The following is a 22,990-nucleotide window of genomic DNA, read 5'->3' as shown; positions in this document are numbered from 1 at the left end:
GTTTACCCAGATGCGTCAGACAGATTTGCAGGATCAGCCCTCATGAATAACGCCTTGGAGCCGGAGTGGTCTCTGACACTACACGCGTCCATTCACGACATTGGTTCTGTTGAATGGGACGCCTGTGCCGGAGACGAAAACCCCTTCGTGTCGTTCGGATTTCTGTCCGCGCTCGAAGATAGTGGCTCCGTCGCAGATCGAACAGGCTGGCTTGTGCGTCATGCTGCCCTTCGTGCCCCGGACGGAACCATTCTGGCACTGGCTCCTCTCTATGGAAAAGCCCATTCCATGGGAGAGTATGTCTTCGATCAGTCCTGGGCGCGGGCCTATGAAGCCGCCGGGGGCCGGTATTACCCTAAATTCCAGTGCGCTGTTCCCTTCTCTCCTGTCCCCGGGCCACGTCTTTTGCTTCGGAAAGACCTGCCAGACCCAGACGCTGTGGAGCAGGCTCTCGCAGCGGGGCTTATGCAGGCTGCGTCCCAATTAGGTCTGTCGTCCGTTCACGCGACCTTCTGTAACCAACAGTCCATGGCGGCTTTCGAAAGAGCAGGATACCTGACACGGCTTGGCGTACAGTATCATTGGCACAATCAAGGATATGGCAGTTTCGAAGACTTCCTGAACGCCTTGTCTTCCCGTAAACGCAAGGCCTTGCGCAAAGAAAGGAAGTCCGCGCAGTCCTGCGGACTGACCTTCGTGACGCGACGTGGACAGGATATCACGCCCGCTGATTGGTCCGTGTTCTATCGCTTTTATCAATCCACGATCGACCGAAAATGGGGGAGCGCTTACCTTTCGGAAGCGTTTTTCCCGCTGCTTTCGGAGCGATTGGGGGACCGTGTGGTTCTGATGATGGCCGAGCATGAGGGTAAGCCTGTGGCCGGGGCGCTGAATCTGATGGGCCGGGATGCGCTTTTTGGCCGGAACTGGGGATGTGAGGGAGACTGGCCCTTCCTGCATTTCGAGCTCTGTTACTATCAGGCCATCGACTTCGCGATTGCTCAGGGACTGAAGCGCGTTGAGGCCGGCGCTCAGGGGGAACACAAGATCCAGCGTGGCTATCTGCCAGCCTTTACACATTCTGCTCATGCCATTGCTGACCCCGGCCTGCGCAATGCGGTGGCAGCGTTTCTGGATGAAGAGCGGGCGGCCATTCGCGACGAAGCAGAAGCCCTTGCGGCTTATTCTCCATATCGTCAGGACGACTCGCCCTGATCATGCTGGTTAACGATTGGGAAAGGGTCTGACGGGTAAGCTCTCCTGACAGCGGGATGCCGGAGCTTCAGTCTTGGAGAACAGTACCTATATTGCCCTTTCGCGCATGGATGCCCAGCAGCGCGCCATGTCGGTCGTTGCCGATAATATGTCGAATGCCTCGACAGTTGGTTACAAGCGCGAAAGCGTTCTGTTCAGCGATTATTTGTCTAAACAGCATGCTGCTGACCAGCCCACGGGTTCTGAGACGCAGGCTTATACGCAGGACCGCGCAACCTATCGGGATTTCCAGCAGGGCGATCTGCAACAGACCGGAAACCCGCTTGATCTTGCCTTGGGCGGAGAAGGCTACTTTCAGGTGCAGACGGCCAACGGTGTGCGACTGACGCGTGCCGGGCGCTTCGAAAAGCAGCAGGACGGGACGGTCGTCGATGAAGCCGGTAATGCGCTTCTGGATCGCGAAGGGCAGCCCATCGTCCTGCCAACAACCGATCATCGGCTAACGATTTCATCGGATGGTGTGATTTCAACTGAAACCGGCGAGGCGGGACAGATCGGAATCGTAACCGCACGGGACAACAACACGCTTCAGGCAGAAGGCAGCCATCTTCTGCGCTCTGACCAGCCAACCAATGCTGTTGATCGCCCGCAGGTCATGCAGGGGATGCTCGAAGGCAGCAATGTGCAGATGATGTCTGAAGTCACGAAGATGATGGATATCCAGCGCAATTTTGATTTCATGGCGCAGTTCGTGAATGCCGAAGCGACCCGCCAGCAGAACGCAATCGACAAAATCGTTCAGGTTTCAGCCTGACAGTTTTCCTGACGGGACAAGGATACATTTTCCATGCGCGCACTCGACATCGCCGGAACGGGCATGCAGGCCCAGCAGACCAACGTTGAAACCATTTCCAACAATATCGCGAACATGAGCACGACAGGCTACAAGCGCTCGCGTGCCGAGTTTCAGGACCTGATTTATCAGAACATTCGCCGTGTCGGCACAAGCTCTTCCGATACGGGCACGACGGTTCCGTCCGGTGCACAAGTTGGCCTCGGCGTAAAAACTGCAGCAATTTACCGCATCAATGATCAAGGCAGCCTGGAGCAGACCAGCAATTCTCTGGATCTTGCCGTTCAGGGAAAAGGTTATTTCCAGATCCAGCTTCCGTCAGGGCAGTTGGCCTACACCCGGGACGGTACGTTCTCGATGGATAACACAGGGTCGCTTGTCACAGCGGACGGCTATCAACTTAGCCCGACCATCACGATTCCCAACAATGCCCAGAGCGTCAGCATCGATCAGTCCGGGCAGGTGAGTGTAACGGTTGCCGGGCAGAATAACTCCACGGTGGTTGGTCAGATCCAGCTCGCGACTTTCACCAACGAGAACGGTCTGGATGCCATGGGACAGAACCTGTTCACGCCAACCACTGCGTCTGGGGACGCGATGCTGGGAACACCAAACACGACCGGCTACGGTAGTGTCATGCAGGGGTATGTTGAGAATTCTAACGTCAATGTTGTGACGGAAATTACTGATCTCATTACAGCGCAACGTGCTTATGAGATGAATAGTAAGGTCATCACTTCTGCTGATGATATGATGCAGACCCTTAACAATCTGGGTGGTCGTTAATCATGGGGCGTGGGCTGTCGTGCCTTCCCCTGTTGGCGTTGCTCGCCTCTGGGTCTGTGCATGCAGCAACTTTGCGAACCAATATTCGCGTCGACCATCCACGGGTTCGTTTGTCCGATCTGTTTTCTGGTCTGACCGCCGGACAGGATGCTGACATCGGCGATGCGCCCGCGTTGGGGGGGAACTACGTTGTCGGTGGGCCTCAGCTAACTGCGATCGCTGCTCAATTCGGGGTGGACTGGCCAGATGCATCGCCTCTCGTTTCCACAACAGTAACGCGCGCAACCCGGATGATTGAAGAAGACGATGTGCTGTCTGTGTTAAGGCAAAGCTTCGACTTCCCGGAAGATGCGCATGTTGAAATAACCTTGGCCGACTTTAAACCGGTTCCTGTCCCTGCTCAGGAGACAGCGGCTCCGACTATTTTGCATCTTGATCGCCCGCCTCATGGGGGAGGACATTTCAGTGCTCGTATGGAAATCCCTTCAAGTACAGGTGGAAAAGGAACCGCATTTCCTGTTACCGGGACCGTGACGATGGAAGTTAAGGCTGTTGCGCTCCGGCATTCCGTTCGGCCGGGGCAACCCATTCTGCCTGAGGATGTCAGTATAACGTTGCTCAGATCTTCGGATGTTCCGGATGATGCATTGCAATCGGTAGATGATGCTGTGGGGTTGGAAACAAGAAGCAGCCTGTCTGCCGGGCAGGTTCTCGCCTCTTCGCAGCTTGTTCATCCGCAGCTTGTCAAAAGAGGATCACCGGTCGTTCTGTCCTACTCCCAGTCTAGCCTGCACCTGACTGTGTCTGGCACTGTCATGGAAGCAGGTGGAAAGGGCGACATGGTGCATGTCTATAATGCGAGTAGCCGTATGGTTCTGACTGGGCGCGTTATTGGCAGAACGGAAGTAGAAGTCATTCCTGGTATCACGCCTCTCTCTGCTGACAGCGGGAACCGCCCGGAGGCGGTAAGCCTACCGACACTCTGAAAAATCATGCTTTCTCTGGTTGGGAGCTGGAACGGCCCAGCCGGTGAATACGCTGTACGATCCTTGCACTCAGTCGGCGCATCCATTTCCCAATCGCATCCATCCAGAGATAGACAATCGGCGTCGTATAGAGCGTGAGAAGCTGGCTCACGATCATTCCGCCCAGCACGGACACACCCAGCGGCGCACGCATTTCGCTACCATAACCATGCCCGATAATCAGCGGTACGGCACCAAGAGCAGCAGCGAGGGACGTCATGAGAATGGGGCGAAAGCGGGTGATGGAGGCTTTGAAAATAGCGTCTTTGGGAGATAATCCTTCAGACCGTTCGGCATGGATCGCAAAGTCGATGACCAGAATGGCGTTTTTCTTCACGATACCTGTCAGAAGAATAATCCCTATGACCGCCACGACGCTGAAGGGCAGCCCAAAACACCACAGTCCTATGACCGCGCCAATGCCAGCGGAGGGAAGCGTTGAAAGAATGGTAATGGGATGGATCAGGCTCTCATAGAGAATACCCAGAACGATATACATGACAGCAATCGCGGCTGCGAAAGCGATCAGAGCATTGATCATGACCTTGGTTGTATCACCTGCAGTGCCTGTAAACTCGCCCAGAATACCGTCAGGAGCGTGCGTTTCCTTCATGGTGTCCTGAATCAGTTTGACACCTTGGGCATAGGTGACACCCTGAGCCAGATCGAAGGAAATTGCTGTCGAATAATAGCCGGAACGATGGGTAACATCGAGTGGCTGCTGCTTCCACAGAACGGAGGCCACATTATCCAGCGGGATCATGGTTTCTGTCGAAGACGAGACGGCTGAACCGCTCGATTTGTTGCCAGAAATCTGGTTGGCAAGAGAGTTCTGGATAGATGAGGAAGCAAGGGACGTGAAGGTGCTTTCCGTAGCAGTGGTAGAGGCTTTGGCCCGGATCAGGTTTGATGCTACGCCACCGGCAGCCGTCCCAGCCGAAGTCGAAATCCAGATCTGATGCAACGTATTCGGGTCTGTCCGATATTTGGGATCAAGGACCATGATGACACGGTGTGTCGTGAGGGGCAGGTGAATGGTGGAAACAATGGCCTGACCGTAAGAATCATACAGGACATTCTGGATAAGCTGAGGCGTTACGCCGTATCGCGCTTCTGTGTCCCTGTGTACGGTAATATAGGCAGCGACGGACTGGCTTTCTGTTGCAGATGAAACATTGATCATCTTCCCTGATGCGCGCAGGGCCCCCAACATCTTCGGCAGATAGCTGGTCAGGCTGGCAATATCTTCGCTGCGGAGCACATAACGGTAGGCGCCGGTGTTCTTCTGGCTGCTGCCCCCCTGACTGTTTCCACCGACATTCCAGAACATGACGTCTGCGCCTGGCTGAACCGGAACAGCTTTGCGAATACGGGCAAGGACCGTGGCTACGGGAGCGCGCTCGCTCTTTTCCTTGAGGTGAAGGTAAAGTTCACCCGAATTCTTGTCGTCGCTGAAAATCGTGGTGGATGTAATGTCCGGGTCTTTCTGGACGATGGCTCCAACAGCGCGCAATCGGCGATCAATTTCATCAAAGGACATGGTCGCATCTCCTTTGATGCGACCGCCGATCAGGGAAATGTCCTGCTCAGGAATGAACTCCTTTGGCATGATGATGACGGACCCGACCAGCAGGATGAAGCTGAGAGGCAGGGTGAGACCCATCAGGACCGTATGGCGAAGGCACCAGTGCATGGAGCGTGCATACAGGCGGACCATGCCGTCCAGGCCTGCTTCCGTCACGCGGATGATCGCACCGCTCAGGCCAGTGCGAGGGCCTGTTCCATGGTCAATCTCTAGCATACGGGCACACATCATGGGCGTCAGCGTAAGGGACAGCCACATCGAGATCACGATGGCGGAAATCATGGTCATGCAGAACTCGAACATGATCGAGCCTGCGGTGCCGGGAAGGAAAAGAAGCGGGATGAAGACAGCTACGAGGGACGCGCTGATGGACAGGACCGTGAACCCGATCTCGGAAGACCCGACAATACTGGCTTCATAACGGTCCATTCCGTTTTCCATGTGACGGGCGATGTTCTCCAGCACCACGATCGCATCGTCCACCACAAACCCGACAGCGATTGTCAGGGACATCAGGGACAGGACGTCCAGCGTAAAGTTGAAATACGCCATCGCGGCGAGTGTGCCTGACAGGGCGATCGGCACCGTGACGGCAGGAATGACGGTCGTCATCACTTTCCGGAAGAATAGCAGGATGACCAGAACCACCAGAATAACCGAGATGACAAGGGCTTCCTTGGCATCGTCGAGGGCTGCCCGGACGGAGCGAGACGTATCCAGCCCTACAACCAGTTTGACGCTTCCTGGCAGTCCAGCTCTCAGCTTGTCCAGATTGGCGTTGATCCCGTTGACGATTTCTACGGTATTGGCATGAGGCTGCCCTGAGACGACCATCGTAATGGCGCGGTGACCATTGATGTAACTGGTCTGATAAACGTCCTGAACGCCGTCATAGACCTTGGCAACGTCTTTGAGGCGAACGGGGTAGAAGCTGTTCCGGTATCCGACGATCAGATCCTGATACTGGTCCGCCCTGACCGCCTGATCGTTGGTGGACAGCAGCATCCGCTTGCCGTGACTATCGATGAAGCCTTTAGGCGTGAAGGCGTTGGCCGATGCGAGCGCGGTCCGGATATCTTCAAATCCGATACCCCATTTGTAGAGGGGGCCGGGATTGAGTTCCACGCGAACAGCAGGGTTTGATGATCCGACGACTTCTACACGACCGACGCCCTTGACCTGAGCGAGGTAGGGTTTGACCTGAATATTCGCCACGTCATACAGCTCGGCCTGCGTCAGTTGATCGGTTGTGATGCTGAGCAGATAAACCGGAAAGCCACTTCCATCGAGTTTGAACGCCTGAGGATCGTCATCCAGAGTACCGGAAGGCAGGTCACTCCGTGCCGCTCTGAGCGCTGCCTGGACGTCTCGCAGGGCACCGTCGATATTTCGGGAAGAAGAAAATTCCAGAAAGATCTGTGCCTGCCCCTGACTGGTATCGGACTCGATGTGTTGCAGATCGGCAATTGAGCCGAGACGTCGCTCCAGTGGCGTCGTGACGGAGGTTGCCATCTGTTGCGGGTCAGCGCCTGGTTGCGTCGCTACGACCATGATGTTGGTCGTCGTTGCATCGGGCATTGTCGCAACAGGTAGTAGAGGATAGCAGATGAGACCCGCCATGAAGATGGCGATGGACATCAGGGTCGTCGCGACGGGGCGATCAATGAACAGGCGGCAGAAATTCATGCCGACAGCTTATCCTCGATTACGGCTTTTGGGTCATTACCATTAGGACACGAAAAGTCATTTCGTGCGATGAGGATGATCAGTAATCCGGCATGCCGTGGGGCCGGGCCGAGGGTTGGCGGCAGTAATAGAGTTCCGTCAGTCGTGGTGGCAGAAGATCCGTCAGCCTTGCGCCGAGAACAAGCCATTTCGGGAAGGTGATACGTCGCTTACCACGCAGTGTTCCCCGGAGAATCTGGCGTACGGCTGTGTCTGTTGAAACCAGTCCCGGCATAGGAAAACGGTTTCTTCTAACCATTGGTGTATCCACAAAACCACAGCAGACGCTGGTTAGGGTAATCCCTGATTTTTCCAGTGTTGGAGCGGTTGCCACCGTGAATCGGTCAAGCGCTGCCTTGGAAGCAGAATAGGATGGGGTACCGGGATAGGACACAAACCCGGCGACGGAAGCGATTACGCAGATCCGGCCTCGTTGACCGCTTGGATCAAGAGCCTGCTTCTTCATGACGTCCATGGCTGGGAAGAGCGTGTTCAGGGAGCCTAGAAGATTGGTCTCAATCATGAGACGGGCATGATCTTCGCGTTCCACCGTAGGAATGGCCGTGTTTGCTGGCGGAAGGCCGCCTGTAATACCAGCACAGGCGAAGACCATGTCCAGCCGGATGGTACCTTCTGCATGAATCCATGCGGCCATGTCCTCTCGGTCCCGCGTATCAAGAACGCGGGTTTTGACAGTAGCGCCTAGGTTTTCGCAAAGACGTCGTGTTTCGTTCAGACCTTCAGGATCACAGTCTCCCAGTACAAGGTGCTGATCTGCTCGGGCCAGACGGCACGCCAGCCCTCGACCAATGCCAGAGGCCGCACCTGTGATCAGGATTTTCACCGGGCGGGACAACTGCTGGGGGGCGTTTGGCCTGACATGAGAGTCCGCACAAACGTATGGGCATCTGTCGTTACGGCACTGAGTGTCCCATTATGGCTTGCGCCGCCATAAGTGTGATGGGTGACGGATGTCCCGGCCGCACAGAGGGCGGAAACCAGACGTTGTTGCTCATTGGGGTAAGAGTGAAGGTCTTGCGTCCCTGTTGCGATCATGACAGGCGTGGAAAGTGACAGGGAGGGATATTCTGCCCATTTCAACGCAGGCGTCAGAACCGCTTCTGCCCCGGGACGCAGCATGGTGGCCGGTGTCAGGCCAGAACGGTGGGCCATGGGAAAAAAGTCTGAACTACATGTTGTGGCAGCGTCGTGCATGAGCGCCAGTGCCCGCGTCGTGAATACAGCGTTTGGATCAAAAGATGGGTCGGCCTGCGAGAGGGAAGCACCCAAGGACAGAAGTTCGGGCACAGCTGGCGAGAAACTGTGCGGATTGCGCGGATGGAGAAGATCCTGAACACCCTGCGCGTCGAGATAAGGCGGAGCGACAGCGACCGTTCCGACGATATGTAATTGTGGCGCGTAGGTTGCAGCCATGGCGGAAGCTGCAAGAGCAGCCTGAGCGCCTTGCGAATGACCGCTGAGAACGGTTGTCAGGGAGATGGACGGGAAGCGGGCATGGGCGGCGCGGACAGAGTCCAGCATGCTCATGCCTTCAGAACGCGCATTGAGCAGCAGGGCATCCCCTGGTTCTCCGAGGCCCGGATAATCCGTTGCCACGATCGCAAAATCCTGTTGCAGCCATGGCGCGTAGAAATGCTCCTGCACGGTTCCCAGACCCATGACAGAGGGTGCACAGGTCAGGTGAAGGCCGCTCTCGCCATGACCCCACGCCAGAACAGGCCAGCCGCCAGCGGGAGGTGTGCCGCGTGGGATCAGGACTTCAGCAGAAACGCGTACAAGCTGGTTGGGATTTCGAGCATCCGAACTGCGGTAAGTCAGACGCCAGGCCTGTCCCGGCATGTGGGAGATCATGTGATCGATCTGAATGGCCTGTCCGGCCGCAACCGGTGCGCTCAGCGAGTAGGAATCTCCGTCATCCTGAGAGGCGCATGCTGAGAGAAGGGCGAGGGACAGACCAAAAAGGGTCGTTGTACCGAGTGTCTTGCAAAAACGGGTCAGGGTCATGGCTGCTTGTGATCTCCAGCGCAGGAAAACGCACCATAGCAGCGGTGGTTGTCTGCGGGGAGCCTTCCTGACTTGGAGGACGGGCCATCCGGCGCTACAGAAGAGGCACAGTAAGAAAAGGATAGACCATGAGCGATACCCCTCCCGATCGTCTGTGCGCCAGCCCGGACAGCCCATACTACAACGAAGACGTTCTGATGCGCGGTGTTGGCGTTCGTCTGAAGGGCGAAGAGAAGACCAATGTTGAGGAATATTGCATCAGCGAAGGTTGGGCTCGTCTGTCCGTAGGCAAGGCTGTTGACCGTAAGGGCCGTCCGATGACGCTGAAGGTCACTGGGCCGGTTGAAGCCTGGTTCAAGGACGACGCGAAAGACGCATGATGACGCAGGTCAGCCCGCGCCGGATCATTATTGACACGGATCCGGGACAGGATGATGCCGTGGCGATTCTGCTGGCGCTGGCCTCGCCAGAATTGCAGGTGGACGCGATCACGACCGTCGCCGGTAACGTACCGCTTTCACAGACGACCAAGAACGCCTGTGCCCTGCTTGAACTGGCAGGACGCGAGGAAGTCCCTGTCTATGCCGGAGCGGCCCGTCCGCTCCATAAAGCGCCCATCAGCGCTGAGCATGTGCATGGGGAAACGGGAATGGGGGGGGCAAACCTGCCTGAACCCCGGCTTCGTGCGCAGGCGATTGATGCGGCAACGCATCTTGTCGATGTGCTTCGGAAAGAGCCCGCAGGCAGCATCACGCTTGTCTGCCTGGGTCCGATGACCAATCTGGCTCATGCCCTGACGCATGCCCCTGACATTGCCCCGAAAATTGCCCATCTCGTGGCGATGGGCGGTGCTCAGAGGGAAGGTGGTAACATCACCCCAACGGCTGAATTCAATTTCTTCGTTGACCCTCATGCCGCGAAGATCGTGATGGGGGCAGGTATTCCCACAACGCTTTTGCCGCTCGACGTGACTCATCGTGCCATTGCTACGCCGCGCAGACTTGCATCGATTGCAGACCTGAAAACGCCGATTGGCGATATGGTCGTCCGGATGCTTGGAGCGGAAGACCGCTTTGAGAAGATGAAGTATGGCTGGGAAGGCGGTGCTTTGCATGATCCACTGACAATTGGCTGGCTTTTGTGGCCAGACCTGTTCAGCGGTCGGGAGTGCAATGTTGAAATTGAGGTTGATGCCCCGCTCTGTCTTGGACAGAGTGTTGTTGACCTTTGGAAAGTAACCGATCGCCCTTGCAATGCGTTGTGGATTGATCACGTTGACTCCGACGCGTTCTATACCCGTCTGACGGAAAGACTGGCCCGTTTGACCTAGGGTTTTCTTATCGTCAGTCCCGTGACTTTGGAGCATCGAACATGTCAGACCCGACCCCACAGGATCGCTTCTCCGTTGTCATTGTTGGTGGTGGTGCCGCTGGCATCACAATTGCTGCTCAACTGAAGCGTCAGCGCCCCAATCTTTCGGTGGCGATTATCGAACCCTCAACGACGCATGCTTACCAGCCAGGCTGGACGCTCGTTGGTGCAGGCGTCATGACACTGGCGGAAACGCTGCGCCAGGAAGGTGGGCTGATCCCGAAAGACGTTACCTGGCTTCGGGATAGTGCCGTGTCATTCGAGCCGGATGCAAACACTGTCACGCTGGCAAGCGGGCGTGTTGTTGAATATCGCCGCCTTGTCGTCTGCCCGGGTTTGCAACTGGACTGGGACAAGATCGAGGGCCTTCCCGAAACGCTTGGCCGTAATGGCGTGACGTCCAATTATTCGCGCGAAACCGCTGCTTATACCTGGGAGTGCATTCGCCATCTGGATGGCGGGAAGGCTCTGTTTACACAGCCTCCGATGCCGATCAAATGCGCAGGTGCGCCCCAGAAGATCGTGTATCTGGCCAGCGATCATTGGCGTAAGGAAGGGTCACTCCACCGTACGGAAGTTGATTTCTCAATTGCGGGAGATGCCCTGTTCGGGGTGAGCTATTTTGTCCCATCTCTTCAGCGCCAGATCGACTTTTATGGGGTCAACCTTCACAAAAAGGAAAATCTCATCAAGGTGGACGGTGAGAAGCGGGAAGCGACTTTCCAGATCGTTGGAACGGACGAAACTGTCATCCGTAAATTCGACATGCTGCATGTCGTCCCGCCACAGAGCGCACCGGATTTCGTGAAGAAAAGCCCGCTGGCCAACGCGGGCGGCTGGCTGGATGTTGACCCTTCAAGCCTGCGCCATGTGAAATACGACACCGTGTTCGGGGCTGGAGATGTTCTGGGCACGAGCAATGCCAAAACGGCTGCTGCAGCCCGTGAACAGGCACCAGTTGTCGTGACAAACCTCCTCGCTTCGCTGGATGGTCGGCCGCAGACAGGTGCCTATGATGGTTATGGTGCTTGCCCGCTGACGGTTGCTTACGGCAAGGTTGTGCTCGCAGAGTTCCTGTATGGTGGGAAGGTTGCTCCCAGTTTCCCATACGACCAGCGTAAGCCGAGCCGCTTTGCCTGGCTGCTGAAAACAGAGGTTTTTCCGCGGCTGTATTGGCAGGGAATGCTCAAGGGGCATGATGTGAAGGTCAAGCACAAGGTCAAAGAAAGCACCTGAACCTTAATTAGGTGTAGAAACAAAAAAGGCCGGGAGAAAACTCCCGGCCTTTTTTGTTGGCTCTCTGAGGAGGGGTCAGAGAGATACATTCACACCGAAGTGGAAAGAGCGCAGGACAAGGCCCTTCTGGCTCCATGCAGAGTTGTACAGATACGAACCATACGTTGCGAAGTCGTATGGGGATTTGAAGCCAAGCAGGTTATAAACGTTTGCATAAACGTTCCACCGATCGTTGATCCGATAGTTGACGGTCAGATCCACATCCCAGAATGCTTTTGTATGGCACTGGTTGGGCGTATAGGCCTGCTGAATGGAGGCAAAGCTTGAGCAGGTGTTGCGGGTACCGGCTCCGGTTTGGTCTTCAGCTACTGTTTTATAGCCGCTGGTGTAATAAACGGTCGGTGTAACAGCTAAGCTTTTGTAAATGAAGGTGTTCGACCAGTTTGCGCGCCAGCGAGGCGTGCCGGATGCTGAAACGGCACCATAAGGACCAATTGTTCCAGCGTAATGCTGCACCTGCCCGTCAGGTGTTGTCAGATTAAAGCTGTGCACATACGTAGCGCTCCCAGTGCTGATCCAGCGCACATCATGCAGGACACCTGGTAGACGGGATGTTGCAGAAATTTTGAAATCTACACCATCTGTGACGACCTCATTGGTATTTAGGTAGCCAAGATTAATGAGGGCAGGGCGTGGTGGCGCACCCGGATGCTGGGTGTCGACAATGTCAGGAGTGACGCTAACGCCGGGTGGTAGAGATTCACCAGCTAAATAGGCCTCAGCAACAGAGGTCGTGCTGACCGGGTTTGGTGCGATATAATTTGATTTCTTGATGTAGTAGTAATCAAAGCTGAGGTTCAGCCAGTCGGTTGGCTTGATGAGTGCACCGCCAGTGAAGTTGGTGGCAATTTCTGGTTTGAGGTTCGGGTTGCCAGCAACGTTTGATCCAATGCTGTACGATTGAGCATAGGTATCCGGTGTCCCGTTCGGGTTGAGATGCTGGTTAAGCCAAGCCTGATTACGAGGCTGATAGGTTGTATAACCGACGTTGGAGCCGCCCGTTTCCGCAAAGCTTGGAACGCGGAAGCCACGAGAGAACGTGCCGCGCAGTGAGAATTGCTTGACGGGTGTGAAGATCAGTCCTGCTTTTGGTGTGTAGTGGCTGAAGCCTTCCGAATAATGATCGTATCGACCAGCAATGTTGCCAGACAGCATTTTATGGAACGGAAGGCCCAACTCGAAGAAGCCGGATTCAACCCAGCGGCTGCCCTGTGCATTGAACGGATTGATCGCACCCGTGTACTGCGCTGTTGGATCGGACGGATCATAGGGGTTAGCGCTGGGGTCGTTAAGAGACTCGTAACGGACGTTTCCACCAATCGCGAGATCGACCGTTCCGCCAGGTAGTTTGAACAGGCCCTTACTAAGCGACATTTCGCCAGAATATTCCTGCGTACGGGCATTCATGACGTTCGGCGGCGCAATGGCTTTGCGAACGGCATTCGTATTTTTGGACGGATCGACGAAGTTGTAGGTGCCATTGGTGATGGCCTCTTGAATTCCGCGAATTGTCGGGACGCCAAGAATGGTCTGTTCAAGCGTTGTGTTCATGCCGACGAAATTAACGTCGTAATTCCAGTCAGACCCCCAGTTGGAGGCAGCGGAACCATTGTAACGGGCGGATCCGCGGAAGTTCTGGCTCAATTGGGTGTTCACGCGCTGAATATCGCTGAACATGCCAATAACCTGTGCCGCCTGACCTTGTGCTGCAAACGGGTTGTTCGGGTTAAGCGATCCATCCGGCAGATACACAGGCAGAGGTGTGCTAAGGGTATTCGCTGCACGAGCCTGAGACTGTACACGAATATTGACAGGTGTACCGGTGTAAGTGGAAAGCGCCTGAGAATAGGTGAACATCGCGGTCAACTGGGAACGCGGGGTAACCTGCACTGTTGTATGGATTGTAGCGTTAATACGACGCAGGGACGGAGAGACCTGGGAATAATCGCCCACAGAATTCTGGGTGCAGGCCTGACTAACAGAACCTGTAGGTGTTCCAGCTACATATCCGCTGACTAGTGAGCCAAAAGAGCCACACCCGGCAGACGGGTTCAATAGCTGATAAGGTCCAACACCACTGGTGCTACCGTTACTTGGACGGACTACGGTTGCGGGAGTTGCACCGAAATTCGAGATGGAGCCATCAGACCCAAGAACGTTGGTGTTTCCGTTCTCGCCACCAAGTTTGGTCAAATCTCCGGTTTTATAAGGGTACCCTAGCTGACGGTTATAGAGGGCATCATCCTGCTGGTATTCGGAGTTGATATAGACGTTATATCCATCCCGCCGCAGATCGCCGAAGCCATAAGTTGCATAAAGCTTCTGGTGGCCGGAATCGCCGCGTTGAGACAGGCCGCCTTCGGCATTGCCTTCAAAACCCTTGATTTCTTTGCGAGTTACGTAGTTGATGACGCCTGCAATGGCATCAGCACCGTAACGGGTTGCCGCGCCGTCTTCCAGGACATCTGTGGATTCCATGATGGATGACGGGATCCAGTTGGTATCAACGAAGTTACGCTGGCCATCGTCAGACAGCGGATAGTAGGACAGGCGTTGTCCATCCATCAATACCAGCGTGGAATCTGAACTCAGACCACGAAGCGAAGGTGCAGAGGCACCGCCCGCAAAGGCGCCGTTCGCGGAGAAAGCGTTGGTCAGGCTACCCGCACCATTGGAAGACAGCGCCTGTAGCGCGTCGGTTACGTTAGCAAACCCGCGCCGCGCCATGTCTGCCCGGCTGATATGTGTGATGGGTGACATGCTGTTGACGTTGGGATCGTGTAACAGTGAGCCTGTTACTGTAACGTGTTCAGACCGGGCAGATTCGACCTGTTGCAGATCTTTTTTCTGTACATGCTGTGCCGTCAATGTCGTAGCGACAGGAGCCGACTGCTGAACAGGTGCAGTAACTTTGGATGAAGTTTTTTTGTTTGTTGAATGATGTCTGGTGGGAGTCTGTGCTTTGGCTTCTGTAACTGGGATTGCGCAATATGAAATGCCTGCCAGAAGCGTAATCTTTAGAAAGCCTGTTGAAACACCCCAGAAAATCCCGGAGCGACCTTGCTTGGGTGGAGACTCTGACATGAGAATCGGTTTCCTTGCGCGTAACGTTTCAATTGTATCTTCGGTTACAAAATTGAGAGGAAACGTCACTGATCCGCAATAGAAACAAACAGAATAAACATCAATAATTCATGTGTGTGTCATAATGAACACATTTATTTCAAAGTGTGTTAATTGCTCATGTTTGTGTTTCTTAAGTATAGTTCAATCCTTATGTAAAATATTTTTATGTATGAGAATTTTTCGATATCGTTTTGATAAAAACTCTTTGATCTTGGGGGTTTCTGTTGCGATTTTTCTAGCGTAACCTAAAGACACGCGGTGCCAGATCTGGATGACTTTCTGATCTTTCTGTGAATATTATAATATCTGCATCGCGTTTGTTTTTACGTTTTATGAAACGGGATTTGCTTAAAAAACCCTTGATTTGATTGTGTGTTGAGCGGTTTTCTATTTTGAAGATCTTGATACGATAAATATCTGTGATATGTACTTTTTTAATATAATGGATTAATATTTTTGATATTAATAAGGTATTTCGAATTTTAATAATTAAAAATTTTTGTAAATATTTTATATGAATATTGAATCACTTAAATCGACATGGTTGATCCACGGTTGGGGTTTCGTCCGTTTGAATAACCATCAAAGTAACGGAACCGTCACCGACGTTGCCTGCAAAATGGCCGACGTGACCTTTTAAATCCTTGCGGCTCATCTGGTCTTCTCCGAGCGACACATCGCCTGGTCCCATCTCGACACGGGTTCCATCCATGGCCGTAACGTACCAGGTTCCTCTGAGGGGAATAATCCATTGAACTTTCGGATCTGGGTGCCAGCTTCCATTCCAGTGAGCGGGTTGCACCGTGGAGATGACCTGTGCCTGTCCTGCTTTGAGGCGATCCTGCCATTGTGGACCAGCCGGTTTGGACATGGTTTTCAGAACGTAATTATGAAATGGACAGTGTGTCATGTGACTGACGCCATTATGGTCCGTCCAGTTGTGCCAATAATAGGTTGTAGGAGGTGGCGGATCTGCCGCCAGTGTTTCGTGTGTGTAGGTTACAAGTGCAGATATAGCGGTGAGGGAAAGCAGAACGCGTCGCATGATTTATGATTCCTCATGGCGTGGAGGAGGCTGATACCGTTTGGTGGGCGCAATATCATCGAAGCGTTCCCGGCTGGGGGTGGAGAGAAGTTCGATGATCATGCCCCATGGAGCACGGCCATAGCAGAACATGTTTCCTGGAGCAGCTTCGAGGGAGGGTTGACCTTGTGGATCGGTGAGGAGTTCGCCACCGGCTTTGATGAAGCGAGCGCAGGCAGCACGGATGTCATCAACATAAACTGCAAAATGTTGAAGTCCGAAATCATTGGCACGAAGCGCTGTGCGCTGATCGGGACCGTGCATTTCGAACAGTTCGATCCCTGGTCCATGGCCGAGGGACATCATGCACATTTCCCACACTACTGTTCCTTGTGGCAGGCCAAGAATGGCTTCCGTCTGGGGACCTTGTTGAGGCGTGGCATGGGTGACGTTGCGATAGAGTGCAACGGCTCCCAGTGCGGCCTCTAGAAACCTGATGGCAAGATTGATGTCTGGAACTGTGACGCCGACATGATCTATGCCGCGCGGAAGCCCCGAATGATCTGGGGTCATGGAGAGATCCTTCAGTGATGTGAAGATCTCAACAGAGGGACGAGGGTCATGGTTTCCAGGACCCTCAAAAGTTTATGACGGAATGTTTCTGTTTTTAGGCTTCGTCGATAGGGCGTTTGGGCAGCAGGGCTGGAACGAAGAAGAGTGTGCAGATCAGTGTGCACCCCAGAGACATCAGTAGCAGTCGTCCCATGCTGGCTGTCCCCGGATGGGCTGAGGTTGCCAGAGAGCCGAAGGCCGTTGCGGTTGTCAGGGCGGAGAATAGGACTGCGCGGGCTGTCGGGGACGTCAGGGGGCCTTTGATCCCTTCACGCCAGTTCATCACGAAGTAGATATTGAAAGATACGCCGACGCCCAGCAGCAGTGGCAGGGCAATGATGTTTGCGTAGTTCAGCGTTTCAGGAACTGTGACGATCAGAATGACAGTCAGCAGCGCGGAAAGCAGAAGCGGCGCCATCACAAGGGCTGCGTCGAGGATGCGGCGCAGGACAGCCAGCAGGATGATGCTGATCATAATGAGCGCGGAAATAGCAGCCACAGTGAACGCATGAACGATTGTATTGGCGCTTTCTGTAATCTCCATGGCCGGACCACTGATATCAGGATTGACCGAACGCAGTTGGGATACGAACTGGTGCATCACAGGGGTTTCAGAGATCTGTCCCTTCGGGTGAATGGTCAGGCGCTGGCGACCATCAGGGAGGGCATAATCCTTGCGAATGTCTGCGGGGATGTTGTCGATTGTGATCGCCTGAGGCTGCAAGGCAGTACGCAGCATGGAAAGCTGGTCAGGCAGGAAGCGCGTCAGGGCGTGGCTGGCGTTGATCAGTGTGGCATCCGGCGCAGTTGAGAGTGTTGTGAGTGCCTGACGGATCTTTTCCAGCGGCGCGGGAAGCTGTGCTTTGACGTCATTCAGTTTGACGGCGGCAGCCAAAGCAGCAGCACGAATAGCGGCGGCATCCGGTTCTGGCGCTGGGGTTTGAACTGTGATGGTGGGCAGCAGGATAGACGCTGTATCCTCGATCATGGCCAGTTTGCCGGTCTGGTCATCAGGGACCAGAGCTCCTAGCCACAGGACATCATGCACGCTGGGCAGTTTTGAAAAGGCTGCGGCATTTTTTGCAGCGTCCTGAATGTTTGAAACCAAAAGTTGTGCGAAGTACGGCGTAGTGATCGGGTTATCTTCAAGAAGGTGAAGTGCGTGCATCCCCTCAGTATTGGGGTTCTTTGTGTGCAGAGGGTCTGCATCAAACTTCAGAAGTGGCATGAGTGCGACACCGACGACACCAAGAAGCGCGAAGACACCGACAATTTTCTTGCGTTTGTGACGCAGAAGATGATCGACAGGCGCCATGAACGTGAAACCTGGCTCCCCGGCACCAAGCTTTGCCCGGAAAAGGGAAAGGAGCGCCGGGAGGAGTGTCATGGTGCAGAAGAACGCGATCAGCATCCCAAACCCGGCAATCAGACCGAGTTGTGCAACACCGATAAAGCTTGTTGGTGTGAAGGCGAGAAAGCCTGCCGCAGTTGCCAGCGAGGCTACGAGAATCTGGGCCCCACTTTCACGCCCGGTAAGAACAATCGCGTCGTGGAGGGTGGGCATTGTGCCGTCGTCATGACGTTGTCCGCGAAAGCGAACGCAATACTGAATGGCAAAATCCACAGCGATGCCGACGAACAGGATCGCGAAGGCGACAGAAATGAGGTTCAGTTCCTTCACCGTCAGAGCCGCAAAGCCTGTTGTGAGGAGAAGACCGGCAATCAACGTGAGTAGGATCGGAACAATGACGCGGATCGAGTGAACAGCCAGAATCAGCCAAAGTGCGACCAGAACCAGTGAAAGCACCAGTCCCAGAACCATGCCGTGCGCGACGGTCGAGAATTCCTCGTCGTTCAGTTTGACTTCGCCTGTAATGGTGCCTGAGGCCTGCCCGGACTTCACGAATTCGAGGTTGTCGATAGCCTGACGCATGGCAGTGGTTGCGCCCTGTCCGGGCTGAAGAGAGCTATAATCTAGCTTCGGTTTTGTAACGACGAATTCGTACCGGCTGCCCAATTCAGCCAGTCGTCCAACCAGAAGATTTTGCCAGGAAAGATCTTGCGGATGGTCTGCTGCGGCTTGCGTCAGGGATTCTGCAAATCCATCCAGAGCACCATTAAAACCACTGGGAATACCCTGACCTGCCTTGATGCCGTCTCCGATCAGGCCCAAAGCACCGAATAGTCCCCGGGCTGATGGATCTGCGGCCAACGTTCCAAGAAAAGGTTGGGCAGAGACGATGGAGTCAAGCAGAGGCTCCAGATCTTTCTTGTCCAGGAATAGAAAGCCATGGCTGTTGTAGAAGGGGTTATCACCCGGAAGGCTGACCAGCTCAAAATGGTCATGATCCTTACCCAGTTCGGCTGCGAGTGCCCGAGCGGTGGCTCTGCCTTGTTCCGGAATATGGCTGTCGATGATGGCAACCAGCTGATTGTCATCCTGCGGGAAGAGACGATTCATTTCGTCCGTCCGCTGTTTCCAGGGCAAACTGCTGGCAAACATCTTGCCGGTGTCAGTTGTTACACTGAGGCGCGTGATACTTAGTGCGACACATCCCGCACAGAGAAGCGCAAACAGAACCACCACCAGTGGCGCACGACGTGCACAGGCGGCATTCAGCCGACCGATCAGATCCGAAAACATGGGGCCTACCCTTAACAGAACGGGCAGCATTTCCCTACCCCAACCTGACATTTCCGCCATCATGAGGCACAATGGCGGCCATGACGTGGACTCTCGATGGCATGGCTGAACATGAAAGCGTAATCAAGGGAAGTACTTTCCTTGCGCGCGCTGCTCCCGTGCCTGATGAAACAGCGGCTCTGGCGTTCTTCAACGAGGTTGCGGTGCCGGATGCTACACACAATTGCTGGGCTTTTCGGACCGGACAGCGTTATCGCACGAGCGATGATGGAGAACCTTCCGGCACGGCAGGACGTCCGATCCTGTCTGCCATTGAGGGGCAGGATTTCGACAACGTGATGATCGTTGTGACGCGTTGGTTCGGGGGGGTGAAACTTGGGGCGGGGGGGCTGGTCCGAGCGTATGGTGGGGCGGCCGCAGCCTGCCTGCGTGAAGCGGCCAAAATCGAACGTATTGAAACACTGCCTCTGCGGTTTCATTGCCCTTTCTCGGCCTATGCCCAGGTTGAAGCCAAGTTGCCCGGATGGCGTGCTGAAAAAACTCTCTGTGATTTCGATGCGGAAGGGGCTTGGCTAACGCTTGCCGTTCCGGTTGAGTATGCAGATACGGTGACGGATTATCTTCGGGACCTGACGCGCGGGCAGATGACCATTAGTCGGCTGGACCAATAATAACGATATAAAAAAGTTATAAATAAAATCATACTTTACATAATGTGTAATATGAGGCTCACTCATTGTTCTGATTCGTTTGCGCTGATCTGTGGGTCTCAATGGTCTTTTCTGTTCCTCGTTACCATCAGGAAAGACGTCTTTCTGTCAGCCTGTTCGTTCTGGTCGCAGGGCTTGGGAGTCAGGCACACGCTCAGACGGCTATCCTGAAGACTAACCCATTGGAGCAGTCGCCTGCCGATGAGGAGTGGATCAAGGTTCCATCAACCGAACGGCCAATCATTCAGGATTATCCTCATGCTGGTGTCGTGGGGCAGCCCCGCCGGATCACGGCAAAGCAGAATCGTGCCCCAAACGGTCATCAGGGCCCTTGGGGCGATTTCAATTACGGGAACGGTGAAGCGGCAGGCTTTGGTCCGGTTGGTCGCTACGGTGCGGCTGCTTGGGCTGAAGACTGGAGCTACCTGCGGGACAGGAGCAAACGCACGGATTTTTTTGATCCACTGAAATTCATTGCACTCAATAACAGCCGCACCATTTGGCTAACCCTGTCTGGAGAGTCGCGTCTGAGAAACTGGTATGAGGAAGACCCATTTCTAGGGCGAAGCGGCAAGGCGAAATCAGGACGTTTTGGTGCCCGCAATCTTTTGGGGGCCGATCTTCATTTTGGTCAGCATGTGCGGCTTTTCGGGCAACTTATCAACGCGGATGCAGGCGGCTGGCGAGGATATGGGTATGGTTCGACCTATCGGAAGAGGTTGGATCTACAACAGGGCTTTATCGAACTAAAAGGTAAAGTCGCTGGCGCACAAAGCGGATTTATGTTCGGGCGCCAACAGTTTCTCGATGCTCCGTCTTACATGCTTTATAATCGTGAAACGCCGAATGTTCCGCTGTCATGGAATGGCGGTCGATTTTATGCGCTCTGGCCCCGTATTCGTGTGGACGCGTACGATTTTGTCCAAACCAAAACGGATAGCCGTCTGATGTTTCACAATACGGAAGACTACGGAACGCGACTTTATGGTGGCAATACTACGATCATCGTCCCGTCCTTTGCGGTTGGCGGGGAGAAGGTGCACTCCTTCCTGGATCTGTTCTATATCCGATATCGCTATAGCAGCGGACTTTCCGCCGTACCGACGGCCTCTCGTATTCTCAAGGGAACATCATCCCGAGGCAATCTGGGGTTTCGCTGGTACGGTACATCGGCTTCAGTCGAATATTCGGTAGGTGCGCTTTATCAGAGCGGTACATTTCAGTACGCAGGCACTGAACGGAAAAGCAGTGTGCGGGCCTGGGCCGTGAATACGATTGTGGGATACCGCCATACGCCATCACCGTTGCATCCTTTTCTAGGGATGCAGGCGGATGTGTACTCTGGGGGATCAGATGGCCGGAACGGCACACTTCATACGTATATGGCGCCGTTCAATCCACAGACGAACTATCTGGACACGACAACCTATGTTTCGCCATCCAATCTGGTCAGCCTTTCCCCTGTTGTGAGCATCACGCCGTGGAAGGGCTTTGCGTCCCTGCGGCTGAAAGCGCCTTTCATGTGGCGGCAAAATGCAAACGGAGCCCTCTGGAGTTCGTCTGGTCCCTACACATTCGCCCGCTCTTATCGTGGAGGGTATGTGGGGGTCGTGCCGCAGGCTTCTCTGACATTACAGCTTAACCATCACCTGACGTGGCAGGTTTATGGTGCACGGTTTATGGCGTCGAAAAGTCTGCGGGGAGTGGGTGCACAGAGCGGAAGTTATGCGCAGTCCAATGTGACGTTCAGGTTTTAAAAGAAAATCAGTTCAGAACCGGCCTGGATGTATCTTCTGGAAGAGGACTCACGTCCTCCATGACAGGAGGAAAAATATCTTCCAGCAAGGTCTGAATGGCAGCATTTGAAAAGCGTTCGCGTAGCAACTTCCGGGCCGCTGTAACCTGCGCCTTTTCTGTAGCAGGTTTCAGGAATTCTACGGTTTTTTGGGCGAATTCTTCGGCTGTCTCAGCAATTGCTTTCCCCCATACAGGATGATTGTTGTCGACCAATCCCTCGGCTGCGATGGGTGTCATAACGATTGGTAGGCCTACAGACCATGCTTCCAGAACCTTGCCTTTGATGCCTGCACCGTAGCGGAGAGGGGCGACACAAAGAGAGACATCTTTCAGAGCCTGCTCAAGACACGAAACATGCCCGACGATTTCTACGCCCTCCTCCGCCAGCATATGGATGGCATGGGGCATGGCGCTGCCAATCAGACGGCAGACAAGATCCGGGACGTGCTTTTTCAGCCTAGGGAGAATGTCCAGCACCAGCCATTTGGCTGCATCCGTATTGGGGGCATGACCAAAATGCGCGACAAAGGCGATGATGGGCTTTCGGGATGTTTGACGTGTGCGGGCTTTGACAGGAACGGCCCAGGGAACGACATGGACATTGGCTGTTGGAACAACGCGCTCCAGCCACTCGGCTTCAATGGGAGAATGCGTCAGAACATGATCGGCAGTCCATGCACACATGTTCTCGCGTACTTCGAGATGCGTTGCCACCCGGTCAAGTTCTGGCCGTTGTTCTACGATGGCCTGTCGATGGAGGCGCAATGAGGCCAGATCTGCGATACTCCAGATCAGTGTGGCTGTTGGGGCAAAGGCGCGCGTTAAAGCGGTGTAGCTTTCAGCATTGTTCAACCGGTGCAGATAAACGACTTCCAGACCCGTTCCGAGGCGTTTGAGAGCCTCTTCTGGTCCTGTAAAAACAGGGGGCATAAGGCAAGTGATGCCCAATGCAGCCAGCCGTATCTGATCCTGTTCTGAAGGGGGCTGTCGGGAAGCAATAAAGTTGCAGATATAGCCTAGAGCCTGTGCTGCCCGGATATGAGACAGCAAGGCGACAGAGCCTGCGTCAAACGTGGAGGGTTCGAAAAACCTTCTGGATTTGAGGGTTCCTCTGTGATTCCATCTCTCCTGCGTTGATTGGGGATGATGGCAGATGAAGCAGCCTGGTTTCTTTGATGTTGAAGAGCGGCTGGCCC

General features: G+C 54.5%; 17 protein-coding genes. 9 read left to right on the top strand and 8 right to left on the bottom strand.

The window, feature by feature from the left end:
• The first annotated feature begins 42 nt into the window (after window positions 1–42).
• The 4 genes from J4P41_RS13355 to flgA all read left to right on the top strand — a co-directional run bounded on the left by J4P41_RS13355 (window position 43) and on the right by flgA (window position 3,840).
• The gene (locus J4P41_RS13355) at window positions 43–1,215 is read left to right on the top strand and encodes a GNAT family N-acetyltransferase (RefSeq protein ID WP_426067517.1); all 1,173 of its coding nucleotides are present in this window, start codon (window positions 43–45) and stop codon (window positions 1,213–1,215) included.
• A 73-nt stretch (window positions 1,216–1,288) separates the two neighbouring features.
• On the top strand, window positions 1,289–2,029 hold the full coding sequence (gene flgF, locus J4P41_RS13350) for a flagellar basal-body rod protein FlgF (RefSeq protein ID WP_426067516.1): 741 nt from the start codon (window positions 1,289–1,291) through the stop codon (window positions 2,027–2,029).
• A gap of 33 nt (window positions 2,030–2,062) precedes the next feature.
• Window positions 2,063–2,854, top strand: coding sequence for a flagellar basal-body rod protein FlgG (flgG, locus tag J4P41_RS13345; RefSeq protein WP_007284063.1), 792 nt, complete (start codon window positions 2,063–2,065; stop codon window positions 2,852–2,854).
• A gap of 2 nt (window positions 2,855–2,856) precedes the next feature.
• Complete coding sequence (gene flgA / locus J4P41_RS13340; protein WP_426067515.1) at window positions 2,857–3,840, top strand: flagellar basal body P-ring formation chaperone FlgA; 984 nt, start codon at window positions 2,857–2,859, stop codon at window positions 3,838–3,840.
• Window positions 3,841–3,844: 4 nt separating this feature from the next.
• On the opposite strand, the gene J4P41_RS13335 is transcribed toward flgA, so the two are convergent.
• From J4P41_RS13335 to J4P41_RS13325, 3 genes are all read right to left on the bottom strand, one after another.
• Entirely contained in the window at window positions 3,845–7,150 is a 3,306-nt protein-coding gene (locus tag J4P41_RS13335; RefSeq protein WP_426067514.1) for an efflux RND transporter permease subunit, read from the bottom strand.
• 79 nt (window positions 7,151–7,229) lie between these two features.
• A complete protein-coding gene (locus tag J4P41_RS13330) occupies window positions 7,230–8,033 on the bottom strand; it encodes an SDR family NAD(P)-dependent oxidoreductase (RefSeq protein WP_426067513.1) in 804 nt (267 codons plus the stop codon).
• Window positions 8,030–9,214, bottom strand: a complete 1,185-nt coding sequence (locus J4P41_RS13325; RefSeq protein ID WP_211567973.1) for a lipase family protein — start codon at window positions 9,212–9,214, stop codon at window positions 8,030–8,032. The genes J4P41_RS13330 and J4P41_RS13325 overlap by 4 nt, the downstream gene beginning before the upstream one ends.
• A 128-nt stretch (window positions 9,215–9,342) precedes the next feature.
• On the opposite strand from J4P41_RS13325, the gene J4P41_RS13320 reads away from it, so the two are divergent.
• The 3 genes from J4P41_RS13320 to J4P41_RS13310 are packed head-to-tail and all read left to right on the top strand — an operon-like array spanning window position 9,343 to window position 11,821.
• A complete protein-coding gene (locus J4P41_RS13320; protein WP_062022112.1) occupies window positions 9,343–9,594 on the top strand; it encodes a DUF3297 family protein in 252 nt (83 codons plus the stop codon).
• Window positions 9,591–10,544: a nucleoside hydrolase gene (locus tag J4P41_RS13315; RefSeq protein ID WP_426067512.1), complete on the top strand. Its 954-nt coding sequence runs from the start codon at window positions 9,591–9,593 to the stop codon at window positions 10,542–10,544. Before J4P41_RS13320 ends, J4P41_RS13315 begins: the two co-directional genes overlap by 4 nt.
• A 41-nt stretch (window positions 10,545–10,585) precedes the next feature.
• The gene (locus tag J4P41_RS13310; RefSeq protein ID WP_426067511.1) at window positions 10,586–11,821 is read left to right on the top strand and encodes an FAD/NAD(P)-binding oxidoreductase; all 1,236 of its coding nucleotides are present in this window, start codon (window positions 10,586–10,588) and stop codon (window positions 11,819–11,821) included.
• A gap of 75 nt (window positions 11,822–11,896) precedes the next feature.
• Here J4P41_RS13310 and J4P41_RS13305 read toward each other — a convergent pair whose 3' ends face one another.
• The 4 genes from J4P41_RS13305 to J4P41_RS13290 form a co-directional block, all read right to left on the bottom strand.
• Complete coding sequence (locus tag J4P41_RS13305) at window positions 11,897–14,965, bottom strand: TonB-dependent receptor plug domain-containing protein (RefSeq protein WP_426067510.1); 3,069 nt, start codon at window positions 14,963–14,965, stop codon at window positions 11,897–11,899.
• 568 nt (window positions 14,966–15,533) lie between these two features.
• Complete coding sequence (locus J4P41_RS13300; RefSeq protein ID WP_426067509.1) at window positions 15,534–16,052, bottom strand: cupin domain-containing protein; 519 nt, start codon at window positions 16,050–16,052, stop codon at window positions 15,534–15,536.
• 3 nt (window positions 16,053–16,055) lie between these two features.
• The gene (locus tag J4P41_RS13295) at window positions 16,056–16,604 is read right to left on the bottom strand and encodes a VOC family protein (RefSeq protein WP_426067508.1); all 549 of its coding nucleotides are present in this window, start codon (window positions 16,602–16,604) and stop codon (window positions 16,056–16,058) included.
• A 94-nt stretch (window positions 16,605–16,698) separates the two neighbouring features.
• Window positions 16,699–19,287, bottom strand: a complete 2,589-nt coding sequence (locus J4P41_RS13290; RefSeq protein ID WP_426067507.1) for an MMPL family transporter — start codon at window positions 19,285–19,287, stop codon at window positions 16,699–16,701.
• Window positions 19,288–19,358: 71 nt separating this feature from the next.
• On the opposite strand from J4P41_RS13290, the gene J4P41_RS13285 reads away from it, so the two are divergent.
• Window positions 19,359–19,958, top strand: coding sequence for an IMPACT family protein (locus J4P41_RS13285; protein ID WP_426067506.1), 600 nt, complete (start codon window positions 19,359–19,361; stop codon window positions 19,956–19,958).
• Window positions 19,959–20,059: 101 nt separating this feature from the next.
• On the top strand, window positions 20,060–21,754 hold the full coding sequence (locus tag J4P41_RS13280; RefSeq protein WP_426067505.1) for an alginate export family protein: 1,695 nt from the start codon (window positions 20,060–20,062) through the stop codon (window positions 21,752–21,754).
• A gap of 7 nt (window positions 21,755–21,761) precedes the next feature.
• On the opposite strand, the gene J4P41_RS13275 is transcribed toward J4P41_RS13280, so the two are convergent.
• Window positions 21,762–22,990 (bottom strand): glycosyltransferase family 4 protein (locus tag J4P41_RS13275; RefSeq protein ID WP_426067504.1); only part of this gene is annotated, 1,229 nt, incomplete at its 5' end.

Source organism: Gluconobacter sp. NFX36 (assembly GCF_049887835.1).
Taxonomy (GTDB): Bacteria; Pseudomonadota; Alphaproteobacteria; order Acetobacterales; family Acetobacteraceae; genus Gluconobacter; species Gluconobacter japonicus_A.
This window is presented reverse-complemented; position numbering and strand designations above follow the sequence as displayed.